The 13,226-nt window shown below is 45.7% G+C and carries 12 protein-coding genes; 6 read left to right on the forward strand and 6 right to left on the reverse strand.

Features of this window, described 5'->3' with window-relative positions:
- Nucleotides 1–51 precede the first annotated feature (51 nt).
- Nucleotides 52–264: a hypothetical protein gene (locus LFX25_RS18250; RefSeq protein WP_238731702.1), complete on the forward strand. Its 213-nt coding sequence runs from the start codon at nt 52–54 to the stop codon at nt 262–264.
- Here LFX25_RS18250 and LFX25_RS18255 read toward each other — a convergent pair.
- A complete protein-coding gene (locus LFX25_RS18255) occupies nt 235–1,095 on the reverse strand; it encodes an HAD family hydrolase (protein ID WP_238731703.1) in 861 nt (286 codons plus the stop codon). The genes LFX25_RS18250 and LFX25_RS18255 overlap by 30 nt on opposite strands.
- 328 nt (nt 1,096–1,423) lie before the next feature.
- Between LFX25_RS18255 and LFX25_RS18260 the strand changes: the two genes are divergently transcribed.
- Nucleotides 1,424–2,248 carry a 1,4-dihydroxy-6-naphthoate synthase gene (locus LFX25_RS18260; RefSeq protein ID WP_238732064.1) on the forward strand — a complete coding sequence of 275 codons (825 nt, stop codon included), beginning with the start codon at nt 1,424–1,426 and terminating at the stop codon, nt 2,246–2,248.
- 224 nt (nt 2,249–2,472) lie between these two features.
- Here the strand turns inward: LFX25_RS18260 and metF are convergent, their stop codons facing one another.
- The 5 genes from metF to LFX25_RS18285 all read right to left on the reverse strand — a co-directional run bounded on the left by metF (nt 2,473) and on the right by LFX25_RS18285 (nt 8,745).
- The gene (gene metF / locus LFX25_RS18265; protein ID WP_238731704.1) at nt 2,473–3,345 is read right to left on the reverse strand and encodes a methylenetetrahydrofolate reductase [NAD(P)H]; all 873 of its coding nucleotides are present in this window, start codon (nt 3,343–3,345) and stop codon (nt 2,473–2,475) included.
- 10 nt (nt 3,346–3,355) lie between these two features.
- Complete coding sequence (locus tag LFX25_RS18270; protein WP_238731705.1) at nt 3,356–5,869, reverse strand: discoidin domain-containing protein; 2,514 nt, start codon at nt 5,867–5,869, stop codon at nt 3,356–3,358.
- A gap of 24 nt (nt 5,870–5,893) precedes the next feature.
- A complete protein-coding gene (locus tag LFX25_RS18275; protein WP_238731706.1) occupies nt 5,894–6,781 on the reverse strand; it encodes a helix-turn-helix domain-containing protein in 888 nt (295 codons plus the stop codon).
- A gap of 376 nt (nt 6,782–7,157) precedes the next feature.
- On the reverse strand, nt 7,158–8,009 hold the full coding sequence (locus tag LFX25_RS18280) for a ParB/RepB/Spo0J family partition protein (protein WP_238731707.1): 852 nt from the start codon (nt 8,007–8,009) through the stop codon (nt 7,158–7,160).
- Nucleotides 7,993–8,745, reverse strand: coding sequence for a ParA family protein (locus LFX25_RS18285; protein WP_135570808.1), 753 nt, complete (start codon nt 8,743–8,745; stop codon nt 7,993–7,995). Before LFX25_RS18285 ends, LFX25_RS18280 begins: the two co-directional genes overlap by 17 nt.
- Nucleotides 8,746–8,991: 246 nt before the next feature.
- On the opposite strand from LFX25_RS18285, the gene LFX25_RS18290 reads away from it, so the two are divergent.
- The 4 genes from LFX25_RS18290 (at nt 8,992) to LFX25_RS18305 (ending at nt 12,984) form a co-directional block, all read left to right on the forward strand.
- Nucleotides 8,992–10,365 (forward strand): helix-turn-helix domain-containing protein, encoded by a 1,374-nt coding sequence (locus LFX25_RS18290; RefSeq protein WP_238731708.1) that lies wholly within the window; start codon nt 8,992–8,994, stop codon nt 10,363–10,365.
- Between the two features lies 1 nt (nt 10,366).
- The gene (locus tag LFX25_RS18295; protein ID WP_238732065.1) at nt 10,367–11,380 is read left to right on the forward strand and encodes a hypothetical protein; all 1,014 of its coding nucleotides are present in this window, start codon (nt 10,367–10,369) and stop codon (nt 11,378–11,380) included.
- A gap of 700 nt (nt 11,381–12,080) precedes the next feature.
- Nucleotides 12,081–12,551, forward strand: a complete 471-nt coding sequence (locus tag LFX25_RS18300) for a hypothetical protein (RefSeq protein WP_238731709.1) — start codon at nt 12,081–12,083, stop codon at nt 12,549–12,551.
- Nucleotides 12,552–12,603: 52 nt separating this feature from the next.
- Nucleotides 12,604–12,984 carry a phosphatidylinositol phospholipase gene (locus tag LFX25_RS18305; RefSeq protein ID WP_238731710.1) on the forward strand — a complete coding sequence of 127 codons (381 nt, stop codon included), beginning with the start codon at nt 12,604–12,606 and terminating at the stop codon, nt 12,982–12,984.
- Nucleotides 12,985–13,226: the final 242 nt, after the last annotated feature.

Raw genomic sequence — 13,226 nt, forward strand, 5'->3', positions numbered from 1 at the left:
CTCAAAAAACTTTCTGTTGACTTTATTGAGACTGATTTTCAATTTGATAATATGCACCTGGAGATACAAACGCAGGATTGGATCGTCTACGGAATCGTCAGCCTAACGGCGATTCGATTATTCTTTCCTTTGATCTCCCTGATCCGCGAATTTACGGATAAATCTTCTGGAAATAACGAAGAGGATTTCGGTTGTTACAACGGAGCGTGCAAAAGCTGCGGACCAGCACCCGTTTCAAAAAAGAACGATCCCATTCTCCACTAAGGCGAGAGCGACTCCGTCTTCTTCGTTGCTGTATCGCGTAACGTGCCTCGCGGAATTTCTGATTTCGGGAATCGCATTTCTCATCGCAAAGCCCGCGCCGCTGTGAAGCAGCATCTCCAAGTCGTTTCTTTCATCCCCGAAAGAGATGACACCGCTTCCATCCAATCCTTTAAGAGATAAGAACCGGGAAATGCCCGACCATTTGGATACGGAGACGTTGATGATTTCCACACAATACGACACCCCGGGGATTTTGGTGAGAATACATCGAAGAGAAGAGGCTTCCGGCAACGCGGAAATTTTATGAACCAGAGAATCCAAATCTTCTTTGAGAAGAGACAAAAAACAAATCACCAATATTTTTTCAAGATCGGCGGACAAAAGATCTCCGATGGATCTTGTTCGCGAATGATCTCCCCCGGAATAGTTGTGATACATTCCGTCCGTGATCGGAACCTCGGTCAACATGTCGATGCCTTCCTCGAATCGATCCACATGAAGAATCGGAGGCGTATGAAATTCTTTTCCTAAATGAAGAATTTTATGTACGACGTCGAGTTCCAGATAACTTTCCGCAATCCGCTCGGCGTTCGGAGACTTACGCAGAATCTGCCCGTTGTTGGACACGACGTGAACTTCTCCCTTGAATTCTTTCGCAAAGGCGAACGTGGAATAAAATCTTCTGCCGGTTGCGATCACGAGATTTTTTCCCTGATCGATCGCCTTTTGCAAAACGGAATGGGTGAGGGGAGAAATTCTGCTTTTGGAGTTGAGAAGAGTTCCGTCCAAATCGACGGCGATCGTGTGAATTTGTGTCGGGTCAAAGGACATGATTCTTTCAGTAAATCAGGGCGATCGCTTTCGTGAATGATTTTTTGAGGATTTGTCGGAGGTACGACATTTTTTTGTGAAACGGGCGCCCTGGCCCCACCCTGAAATTGGGCGGCGGTGGAGAGGAGGCGGGAGTGCTCGGGCCAATTTTCCTTTATCAGAAAATCCCGCATTTCACAATCGAAAATCAAAGATGCTGTCGGAACATTTTCGGTTTTCAGATAAAGAATCTCATCAAAGTTCCGACAACATCTGCAAATTAAAGTTGCAAGAAGAGACTTTCTTTTTTCGGCAAAATTCGAAACAATGGAATCTAAGTAGAAACATGATGGAACTCAGCTTAGCTTATTCTCCCTGTCCTAACGATACGTTTTTATTTTATCATCTTGCGCACGGAAAGGCTACGGATCAATTCCGAGTCCGTGAAGAACTGCACGACGTCGAAGAACTCAATCGTGCCGCGTTTGCCGGAAAATACCAAGCAACGAAACTTTCCTTTGCCGCATATTTTTCCGTTATGGATCGATATTCGATTTTGGATTCAGGCTCGGCGCTTGGGAGAAATTGCGGACCGCTTCTTGTTTATAAAAAAGGGAAGAATCCCGGAAACGCAAAAGGAAAAAAAATCCTGATTCCGGGTGAACTAACCACCGCGAACTTGCTTTTGAAACTTTTCTTAAAGAACGACTTTCAACCAACCGCGGTTCGGTACGACAAAATCATCCCGCTTCTTCTTGCAGAAGAAGCCGACTTCGGCGTTCTCATTCACGAAGAAAGATTCACTTACGAAAAACAAGGATTGGTCAAACTTCAGGACCTCGGAGAATGGTGGGAAGAAACGACGGGCAAACACATTCCGTTAGGCGCGATCGCCTTTCGCCGAGATTTGGGCGTTCCGTTAAAGGAGAATTTCGATTCTTCCCTGAAACACAGTTTGGACCTTGCCTACAAAAATCGGGAAGAGACTTATGAATACATCCTCAAACATTCTCAAGATACGACTCGAGAAGTAGTCGATGCGCATATCGGATTGTATGTGAACGAATTTACGCGTTCCCTCGGAGCCGATGGAAGAGAAGCGATTCTTACCCTGTATCGAAAGGGAGTGGATGCGGGTTTTCTGCCTGCGGGGAAAGAAAAAGATCTCTTTTAAAGTAAAATCGCGAATGCGCAAAAATAAAAAACAATATCAATCGTTTTTTCAGAGGGGAACCGTAGGAGCTCCCACACTTTCCTCACAAGAAAACGGTTTACAAAAAAAGAATCTTCTGATAGAGAAAAATTCTCCGAAATTCCCCACCAAACGCCCGCCTCCTCCACCCTAAGAGGGTGGGGCGCTGCTCTGTTTCACGAAAAGATCCTGTCGTAGCTCTTACCTTATCCCTTCAATTCCCGCACAATGTCGTAACTCGCATGCGATTGATTGAGCGTATAAAGATGAATCCCGGGCGCTCCCATCGCGAGCAGTTCGCGACACTGTTTCACCGTAAAATTCAAACTTCTCCGATAAAATTCCTCGGGGCGATGCTCGACTTCCTGCAAATCCTCGATCAAAGAAGAAGGAAACTCGCATGCTGCCAAGGAACGAAACCGTTCAATCTGAGAAAACGAAGTGATCGGCATAATTCCCGGAATCACAGGAATCGTAATTCCGACCTTTCTCACGAGATTTAAAAAATTCTCAAAGATGGAATTTACAAAGAAAAGCTGAGAAACCAAAAAATCCGTCCCCGCTTCCACTTTTAACTTTAGATGGCGAACGTCTTCTTCCAACGTTTTTGCATTCGGATGTTTTTCGGGATAACACCCGCCGCCGATACAAAAGTCCATCTTCTCGGAACGGATAAACGAAATAAGCTCCGTCGCGTTTGCAAATCCGCCCTCGGTTTTTTTGAATTCGCCTTCGCCCTTAGGAGGATCTCCGCGTAACGCCATCAGATTGACGATTCCCGCCGAACGAATTCCTTTCAACATTTCCCGAATCTGATCTCGATTTGCACCGACACAGGTAAAATGGGAAACCGTCGGAACGGAATAATTCTTAGAAATCTCGGACAAAATTTGCACGGTTTTATCCCTCGTCGAACCTCCCGCGCCGTATGTCACCGTTACAAAGTCGGGATTCAAACGAGACAGTTCCTTTACCGTCTCCATCAATTTCACATCTCCTTCCGGAGTTTTCGGAGGGAAGAATTCAAACGAATACACCGGCCCTTTGGCAGAGCCGTAAATTTCAGATATTTTTTTCATAAATTCCCGTTTATTGAAAGCAAAGAAGAATCTGGATCTGACCTTTTCCGGATCGAAGAGGACTCAAAGCCTTGCCAAACAAAGAACCCGGCCGAAGAGATTCCGCCGAAATTCGAACAGCGTGTCCGCCCGTCAAACCGGTCACGAGCAAACTTCCGGGTTGAATCGGATATGCGGACGCATCCGCATTCACCAGAACGACACCCGAAACCGCAACCAGCCAATGAGTTCCGTCCGCAGGAGCTTCGTTTCCGAAGAGTAGGGCCGCCGATTTCACGGCAACGCCGATCGCATGCGTCGCGTTAGCCGTCTTTGCCTTTTGCAATCTTCCGTCTTCCCCCATAACCAAAATGTCGCCTTCGGAAATCACGTCCGAAGGATTTACGGGAAAGAATCTTGCGATGCAGTCGGAATTCTTTCCCGTCGAAATCCGAACAGTACCGGAAAATTCGGATTCTCCTTCCGCAAGTATCGCCTTGCCCGATCCCGTTTCTCCCAAAGAAGCGATTCCTTTTCCGGTCGCATAAAGCGCGATTCCGGATCTCGAATGGAACATTCCGCCAAACCCTCGTTTGGCGAGACCGACAACTCCGGCTGCGTCCTTTTCGCCCGAAGAAGAATCTCCACGAACTCCGTATTTTTCTCCGTAGCCGATCAAGCCGGTGTTCCGACCCGCGCCGACAATTCCGGCTCCTTTCTCGCTTTCATTCTTCCCATAAATGGGCGCATGATTTTCCGGCGGGGGAGAAATGTTCGTATAAGAAGCTTCGGTATTTCCTTTTACTTTTAAGAATCCCGTATGAGAACTAAAGTCGTGATCCAGCGGTGCGTAATCGTGTGCATGCGGTTTCGGATCTCTTTTGTCGGATAATCTCGGGTCGTCGGCGGAAACCACTTTGCCCGGCGCATTGCTGCCCAATGTCGCAATTTCCACGATTCCGGGATAAGAAGTCGTGGCATTGCGAAGTCGCTTATCATTTCCTTGAACGACAAGACCTTCTTTCGATTCACCCGACTGTGCTAGCTGAACGATTCCATACGATTCCGCGGTGGCGATTTTTAGGCGTTTGTCATTTCCCTGCACCGCCGCCTCCGCCGAGTCTTCTCCGCTTTTCGCAAACCGAACAATCCCGGGAAATTCCGTGTTCGCTTTTCGAATTCTCGGATCATCGGCAGTAACCGCTTTTCCCGGTTCCGAAGCGCCCGGTTCGGAAAGAATCGCCAATCCGTATTTTTTCGTGGTGGCGATTTTCAGTCGATCGTCGTTTCCTTGAACGACAACACCTTCTTTTGTTTCACCGTTCTCCGCGAGTTCTACAATCCCGAGACTGGAAACGGTTGCCGCCTTCAAACGGTCGTCACTTCCTTGAACAACTCTTTCCGCCCGATTTTCGCCATTCGACGCCAGACGAACCAAACCGTGCGCGAGTTCCGTGGAATGTTTTAAACGTTTGTCGTTTCCTTGAACGACTACGCCTTCCTTATCTTCTCCGTCTCCCGCAAGTTCGACGATCCCCTTGTATTCGGTAGAAGCGTCTCTCAATCTTCTATCGTTGGACTGAACCGCAACTCCCTCCGAATTTTCCCCGTCCACTGCCAAACGTACCAACCCCGACCGCAACACGGTCGCGTAAGGAAGAGGTTCGGCCGTCGGTTTATTCGTGAGATCGCTCAAATGCGGCGTCGCATACAATTCCAATTCTACGATTTTTGTCTGATAAATTTCTTGGCCTTTCTTTTCTTTCTGGCGCGCGACGAGCTTCAGATAACGCACGTTCGTCGGCAAAAATCTCCACTGATACCAAACCCCCGGCTCGGATAAGAATTGATTCTCCTCAAGCAACTGGTTCCAAGAAAGATCGTCTTCGCTATAATAAACGGTAAATCTTTCGGGAAAAAAAGTCGGGTTTAATTTCGGAGTCAGAAGTCGCAGCTCATTCACGCGACTGATCGATCCTAAATCCACAAGAAAGAATTCCTCCGACGGCTTGGAAGATTCTTTTGATGACCATCCGTAGTCGGGCCGCTCGTCGATGAGATTTTCTTTTACCCAGAATCGATCCTGTTCCGTGCTGACTCCGATTTTGACGATGCCCGAAATTCCTACTTCTAACTGACCAAGAGCGATCTTATATTTTCCCGAGGCGTCTTTCTCGCTCACCTGGCAGATCAGCTTTAAAAACTTAGCTTGAACCAGAGAAAAATTCCAAAGCCCGGTCTTCTGATTCAAACGCCTAAATCCGGTCTCTTGCAAAATCGGCTCCCATACAACCCCGTCCATCGAGATTTCGAAACGGAATGTGTCGGGAAAAAATGCTACCTCTTGCGGATTCGAATGAAGACGGATTTGATTGAGACTGGAAACTCCGTCAAAGTGCAAGGTGAGGGCGGAAATTCCGGGAGAATCCTTCGCTTCCGAATAACGGAGTAATTTTCCTTCTTTTAAATCGCTGGTTCCCGATGATTTGATTTCACGGATTTTGATCAGACCGGGGTGACTGATTCGAATTGATTCAGAATTCATTCAAGATTTGTCCTGGTTCTCTTTTTAATATTTCGAGGATGTAGTTCGATTTTCTTCGGTTTTCGCGGAAAATATAACCAATATCGGGGGACGGATTTCCTCTGTGAAGTACTTTGCTATGATCATTCGCAACGACTCCGGCACACCGTCCAACACACAGAGCGTTCTTCCATCCGGCTCGACTCGAATTCGTTCTAAAATTTCTATGCTCGATCGGGTGAGTCTTTCCCGCGACCAATGAAGGAATCCATTCCAAGTTGCGTCCTGTTTCGGCGTTTCGGATTCCTGATTAAATTCCGGCATTGTCCCCGAGTGAGTCCGCATTAAGTTCTTACAGATCCCTTGAACATACTTTAAATTCGTTTCCATTCCTCGAGCTTTTGCAATTCCGAGCGCTTCCGCTAAAGTAGAAGCCCCGTATTTTTCTTCCAAAGAATCCAAATCTAAATGTACTTTTTTCCTTTCTGGTTCCTGATTTTGATTGTTGGTTATGGTTATATTGATATGGTTTGGGGCTCCTTCTGCCGACCCCTGAGGTCGCCGTCCCGACACCTCCGGAGATCCCGATTCGCCACCCCCGGGGTGCCCGAAAATATACCCCTGCGGTGGAATTTTGGAACCGGGGTAGTTGAAGCAAAAATAATAACGCGAACTTGTATGTCCTGTACCCGGAGTCACTTGAAGCAACCCCGCTTGAATCAGATCTCTCTTTCCTTGGATGATGGACTTTTTTGTTTTAAAGCCGGTCAGTTTGAGCAAAATTTCCGTACTGGGCCAGACGGGTTTGAAATGCTGATCACTAAATTTAAGCAGCACCAAATAGAGTGTTTTTGCGGCCGAAGAAAGGCTCGCCCAGACGCCAGATTCGATGATATCTGCGAAAAATTTGATGTATGGATAATGTTCGCCCATCTTTCTTTTCGGGTCCCTCCGCTTCGGAAGTACATTAATTTTAAGCAAAAATTCCGAAGAAGGTTGACATTATCCGACATAATGATACTTATGTCTCATCCAACAACATTCCTTCGGGAAAATCCGGCCCCTGGTTCTCCAGGGGAATTTTTTTATCCGGATCCAGAAAATACGCCTTCGGCCCGAATCCTTCCGGATTTGAGCTTCGTACTATATTTCCGTTTACTATATTATGTCACATTAAACATTCGAGGTGGAGCTTTGTCAATCCCATTGAATGTTTTTTCCGGGGTTTTGAAAATTTCTTTTGCTAAGTACCTGTATGTACCTTTTTAATGTCGCTTAATAATTTTGTTAAGCGACATTCTGTCCGCAATTATGCTGATTCGAATTTTTTGCGGATTTCTTTTTTGATCAGTTTTAAAATTTCTCCAAGCAACTCTTCGTTTTCGGAACTGATCTGAATCAAACCTTGTTTTTTTGTTATCTTGTATTCGACTGTTTTTGATCCGGAGGAAGAAGTCTTCGGGCCTGCGTTGTTTAAGGCCTTGGGAGAGAAGAGGTTGTCTTCCTCGCGATTGAACGACTTCGCGTCCTTGACCGTTTTGAGCGCCCCGGTTTGGAATAAATTTAAGAATTCCGAAAATGTTCCTTTGCGGGACGCGGAAACTGCCTGGATCAATAGATTCTTACTTTCGATTCCGGCTTCTTTGCAGAATCTCAATTCGTCCTTGCTTAAGTCTGAAATTCCGAGGAGTTCCGTCATGTAACTTCTGCTTTTTCCAAACAGCGTTCCCAGTTCTTGATCCGTGTATTTGAAGCTTGTCTTCAAATGAGACATGGCCTCGACTTCTTCGTAAGGAGATAGGTTTTCTCTTTGGAGGTTTTCGATGATAGCGAGCCGAAAGGTTTCTTTTTCATCCCGGTCTAAAATTTTACATTCTACTTCGATCCAGCCGAGTTGTTTGGCCGCGTGGTATCTTCTTTCTCCCGCAACGATTCTGTAATTTTCGTCTTCCGGATTCTGTTTTGTTACAATGATGGGCTGCAAAAGTCCGTCTTTTTCCAAGCTTCTCGCAAGATCTTCCACGCCTTTTTTTCGATCCTGGCGGGGTTGATTTTCCGATGGAAGAATTTTTTCGAGGCGGATTTTTTTGACGGTTCCTTCCAGCTTTTCGGCTTGGAATACATCCGCAAGGGAGCCGAGTCGTTTACTTTTTGAGCTCATTCAAAAACTCCTCAATGAAGCCTTCGTATTCTTGGGCCTGCTTGCTCGTTTTGTTATACTCAAATACCGATTTTTTTGCAAGATGAGATTCTCCCACGGCCACTCCGTCGGAAATGCTCGTTTCAAAAATACGGAAATATTTTGTAAGAACGGGGACAATCGTTTTGGTCAAAAGAGTTTGCGGTTTGAGTTGTGTTACGAGCGCGCCTAAGATTTCAAGTCCGGGATTGATTCTTTTTTTGATACTCGTGATCGTTTGCTGCAGCCCGACAATCCCATCCACGGAAAATTTTTCCGCCTGCAAAGGAATCACAACATAGTTTGATCCAACCAGCGCATTGATCGTAAAAATCGACAAACTAGGAGGGCAGTCGATGATGCAAAATTCGATTCCGTCCACACTTTGGAGAGCGTCTCGCAAAATATAGGGAGCGTCAACAGAAGTTCCGGAAAGGGTTTCCACTTCGGCAAGATTTGTCTTCGAAGGCGCCAGATACAAATTGGGTTGTTTGGTTTCGATCATGATTTCCTTGATCGTCATTTTCGAGTTAAAAACCCCGTGCATCGATTTTTCCAGAGTTTCCGGATTCGTAAAAATGCCGGTTGAATTTGCCTGAGGATCGATGTCGACAAGCAGGGTTTTTTTTCCTCTTCTCGCGAGCCCCATGGACAGATTGAGAGAAGTAGTCGTTTTTCCTTCTCCGCCTTTCTGGTTTGCTATAGATACAACTATCATGATTCTACCTTATACTCTATTGTCGGATATCCGACATTGAATCCTTATCGAGACCGGGTTTGGATTGGAGGAATTTTTCTTGTACGAAATGCGCGTCGTCGTTTCGAGTTCGGTCTCGTTTCCAGATGGGCCGAAGGTTTTCTATCTTCAATCATTTATCCGAAATTAGATCTTTTTTGAGTAAAAAATCTTTTTCAGAATCGATTTTGTCGGACGTCCGACATTCTCCTGTACTTGGTTGACAGGATGCTTAATTTTAAACATCTTCCCTTTGTGCATCCGTCCTATTTCAATCCATTCTTTGCGGAGAATTCTTCCTTGGAAACCATGAGGAAAGAGTTCGCAAACGCCTTTGAAGAATGGATTCGGATTTCCGGCGCGGCTTGCGGAGTTCTTACGTTGAGTTCCGACCACGGTCAAAGTCTGGAAGAAGTGGCGAGCGTCGGTTATGACGAAGACGGATTTTTCTATTCTTTCTTGTCCCGGTCTACCGGGAACTTGGATCGACTCAATCGCGGTTCCGACTTTATTCCGGTCTGGTTTGGGGCGACCGAAAATGATATGTTTCATCCAAATTCCGCCGGGTGTTTGGTTGCCGGGATTCGGGGAAATTCTTTCCTGGAAGGATTTTTTCTCGCCGAGTTTTTGGAAAAACCTGGAGATTCCGTTCTTTTACTTTGGGCCTTGGCGGCCCAAAAAATCTCGGCAAATGCGGAGGTGAAAACCTCCGTTTTGAAAGCACATTCTTCTTCTCATTCTCGTGCTGATTCTTTGAAAAAGGAAGGGGTCGCGGATTGGCTCGCGGAAATTTCCGGATGCGATTCTCCTCCCGATTGGCTCGAAAGAAAAAATTCCTGGGCTCGAATTTTGGGTCCTGCGGGCTCCGGAAAAAAGACGCTCGGAAAATGGCTGCATCGAAATTTGAACCCGGAAAAGGGAATTCTGGTTTTGGGATTTTTGCCCGAGCAAATTTCCAAGCTGGAAAAGTCTTTGGACGAGTGGATTCGAATGACCGATTCCGGAACGATTCTGATCGAGGGTGCGGAAAAATTCACCTCGATCCAACAAAAATTCTTCTTTCAACTTTTGTCCACGGCGTCGGGAAAATTTCGTCTTATTTTTACCGAAACCGCAGGCGTCGAGCCCAATGAAATCTTTCGTCCGTTTCGGGAGTTTTTACTCCAAAGGACGATCGAAATTCCGAGTCTGGACAAACTGGATTCTTCCCAAAAACGAATCGCGATCCGGTTGATTTTGGAGGAATTGAAAGAATCTTCCGGCCGCGAAGACCTTCGTCTTTCGGAGGAAAATCTTCAAAAGATCGCAAAAATGGGGTTCGAGAAAAATCTTTCCGGCTTGCGCAATCTTTTAGAAGAATCTATTTTGAGTTCCTCCGGTTCCGAAATTGAAATTCAGGACCGAACGGAAATTCGGGATCGAATTCTGACAATTCCCGATTCCGAAGACCTCGATCTACGCAGAGCGGTCGAGGCCGTGGAACGACAGAAGATTCTTCTGGCCCAAAAATTATTCGGCGGAAATCAAATTCGAATGGCGCGGGCCCTCGGAATTTCGAGGGGATCTTTGCAATACAAACTCAAACAATTGGAGATTGGCTAAAGTGGATCTCGATTCTCTCTATGAAGAACGAAAAACGCCGGGTGGATTTTTAGTAAAAGTCCGCCTCGCAAAAATGACCTACGTGGTCTTTACCCAAAAGGGGCCGGAAGTGCCTCGGGGTGCGAAAAACAATTCCATCGTCGTCGCCGTTCCGCGGGTCGTTTTTTTAGGGGTAGAATTCAATCTCTCCCACTTTCGTTTGGGAGAACTGAGTTTCGTAAACGTAAAGCAGGGGAAGCTCGTGATCCCGTATCAGCATTCCAATTCCGGAAACGAGGTTCGAACTATTTTTCTCAATAGCGGAAGCGACTGCGACGTCCTTCCGGTCGTCGTGTATCATTTTCAGAATAATGAGGATTTGATCCGTTCTCGGGAAGAAGGGGTGGAAATGCACCATCTCGTTCTGGATGAATCGTATCCGCGCCAGGATTTGATCACTCTGAAAATCCGTTTTCCTTCTCTCAACATGCTGATCGTTCGCAAAAAAGTCGCGGCTCATAAAGCCGTCGAAGCGGCGCCTTCCGAAACGAACAATAAAAAAGAATCCGGAATCGTAGACTTCAACAAAGTTCGCGCTGCGGATATTATGGATTCGGGAAATCTCAATATTCATTCCGGGAACCCGGTCTTTTTGGCTCGGATTCATTTGAGGAGAATGGATCTGGAAAAGGTAAAACAACTTCTACTCGATTTCCAATTAAAGCCGGAGGAAGTTTCTTTTATTCGAACTTTTTTTGCGGTAATGATTCGAAATGAATTTGAGAAGGACGATTTAAAGTTAGCTAAGCAAAAACTTTTGAATCTCGACGAAGGCTTTCGTCTTGCGGAGTTGATTTTGGAAATGAAAATTCCCGAGTTCGAAGTGGAGTTAGGGAAAAATTTTGGGCCTGAAATCGCGAGCATGTGCTACGCGCTTCTTGAAAAAGAACAAGACCGCGCCGAAGAAGAGGAAAAAGGAATTATTCTCTGGGAATGGAAGTTGAGAGTGAAGCGCCTTTTCCGCAAGACTGCTTAGGCCTGAATCTTAAAAAAACTCCGAAAAACACGAAAAAAAGCTTCCATTTTCTTGAAAAACGGGCAAATTATAGAAAATTGCTATGTTTTTTCGAGCAAAAACAAAATTTCTGGCACAAATCTTGCTTACTGGGCTGGTCGGGTTCGGGATGGTTGGATCCTTGTCCGCGTCCGAAAATCAGTCGGAAGCGAAGTCTGAAATTTTAACGCATCAAACGGAAGTGGACCGAGTTTTATTGCAACCGGTCGCAAGTGATTTTGATTTGGATCAGTTGGACTTTTCCATTTCAAACACAAGGCTCGTTGCTCAAAAAGAAATTTCTAAATCGACTTCAAAGCCGATTCTTGATTTTGGTTCCGGCAAAAACGGAATCGTCGCAAATTTGTCTGCCTCTGAATTTCACTTTTTAGCTTTCAGTTTGTATACCGGATGTCGCGCTATTGTTCAAAGTAATCCGTCTCAAAATTCTTTCAAAGATACTCGCAATTTTGTTTTTGCCACGAGCGATTTTTCTCATTCTCTTTTGCCTGAGAATTTTGTAAGTTCGTTGTCGGAACATTCTTCCGCACTTTCTTCGATTCCGATCTTTTCGGTCGGATGCCTCTCGAACGCTTCCGCATCAAAAGAATCAATCAGCTCCGAAGCTGCATTTTCTTCCCGTGATTCTTTCGATCGAGTTCGGACTTTTGTCGGTGAAAGGATGTCGCAAGTTGTTCTTTTAGGTCTAAACGCCGAAGATCGGAAAAATAGGGGACAATGGCAGGGTGGGCAGAGGGCACTGATTTCCGAGGATTGGGCTGAAATCCGGGAAATGTCGGAATTGCAAGATTTATCCGAAAGGTTCCGTGCCGTCCAAGAAAACGGCGACCCTTGGGTAATCGGGGGTAAGCTTCCACGGGAGCTAAAAACCAAGGTTGATCTACTGGGAATTTTTCCTTTGATTCGAATACAAACCCGACAACCTGCAAATGTCGGAATTCTTGGAGAAAGCGTTCCGGTTTCAGGATTCACTAAGGCGGCATTCATCCTCGAAAGTCAAAACCTGGTCGAAAATTCTCATCTTCAAAATAATGAAATTCTTTCCGGCGGGCTGTCGACTAACGGCGACAATCGGAAATCAAAACTTTCATTCCAAGTTCGCCCGAACTTCGACACAGAAATCCGCTCGTAGAGAAAATTCTTATTTTGTTTGTTTTTCAGCCTACGGCTGAAAATCTTTGTCCATGGCTTCCAAAGTGAAACGGTCTTCTTTTCAAAAATTGCTGAACGCAATGAAAAAGATGTCTCTTGAGGTAAACGATTACGAAATTTGCAGACGATTGGAAACGATCATGATGACGAGCAAAGAAGATTTAAGCCAAGTAGTTGTGAAGTCTCTTCTGGATAATCCCCTCGATTTTGATCCGAAAACGTTGCCGGAACCCTACGGGCAATACATCCGTCACTTCGTATATATGGTCAAAAGAAACAAAAAACAGGGGATTGATACGAACTTTGACGCACCGTCCGGCTCAAGAACATCCGACAAGCAAACATCTCTTCCTGTCGATCTGACAAAAGCACCCGCTAAAAAAACATCCTCCAAAAAAGCCCCAAAACGCTAAAAACCCCCTGTGCTGAGCACAGGGCATAAAATCAAAGTTGCAAATGTCCAAAAATGGGCAAATGCTGACATTTCCGCGACATCCTCCGCCAAATTCAGGAAACCAAGGCTGTCCTTTGGGCAAATAGGTAATTGCCTAAATTTAAACATGATCGGTCGGCGTCAAATAGGGGCGGTTCAGGTAGGATGCCTATAAAACCGAAATCAACAAAGTACAGGGAGACTGGGAATTTAAGATTTTTA

Source organism: Leptospira sanjuanensis (assembly GCF_022267325.1).
GTDB lineage: Bacteria > Spirochaetota > Leptospiria > Leptospirales > Leptospiraceae > Leptospira > Leptospira sanjuanensis.

What these genes read in the sequence shown, in the direction of transcription:
- LFX25_RS18250 (WP_238731702.1), top strand. Translation starts at nt 52, where the DNA reads ATGCACCTGGAGATACAAACGCAGGATTGGATCGTCTACGGAATCGTC.
- LFX25_RS18255 (WP_238731703.1), bottom strand. Translation starts at nt 1,095, where the DNA reads ATGTCCTTTGACCCGACACAAATTCACACGATCGCCGTCGATTTGGAC.
- LFX25_RS18260 (WP_238732064.1), top strand. Translation starts at nt 1,424, where the DNA reads ATGGAACTCAGCTTAGCTTATTCTCCCTGTCCTAACGATACGTTTTTA.
- metF (WP_238731704.1), bottom strand. Translation starts at nt 3,345, where the DNA reads ATGAAAAAAATATCTGAAATTTACGGCTCTGCCAAAGGGCCGGTGTAT.
- LFX25_RS18270 (WP_238731705.1), bottom strand. Translation starts at nt 5,869, where the DNA reads ATGAATTCTGAATCAATTCGAATCAGTCACCCCGGTCTGATCAAAATC.
- LFX25_RS18275 (WP_238731706.1), bottom strand. Translation starts at nt 6,781, where the DNA reads ATGGGCGAACATTATCCATACATCAAATTTTTCGCAGATATCATCGAA.
- LFX25_RS18280 (WP_238731707.1), bottom strand. Translation starts at nt 8,009, where the DNA reads ATGAGCTCAAAAAGTAAACGACTCGGCTCCCTTGCGGATGTATTCCAA.
- LFX25_RS18285 (WP_135570808.1), bottom strand. Translation starts at nt 8,745, where the DNA reads ATGATAGTTGTATCTATAGCAAACCAGAAAGGCGGAGAAGGAAAAACG.
- LFX25_RS18290 (WP_238731708.1), top strand. Translation starts at nt 8,992, where the DNA reads ATGCTTAATTTTAAACATCTTCCCTTTGTGCATCCGTCCTATTTCAAT.
- LFX25_RS18300 (WP_238731709.1), top strand. Translation starts at nt 12,081, where the DNA reads ATGTCGCAAGTTGTTCTTTTAGGTCTAAACGCCGAAGATCGGAAAAAT.
- LFX25_RS18305 (WP_238731710.1), top strand. Translation starts at nt 12,604, where the DNA reads ATGGCTTCCAAAGTGAAACGGTCTTCTTTTCAAAAATTGCTGAACGCA.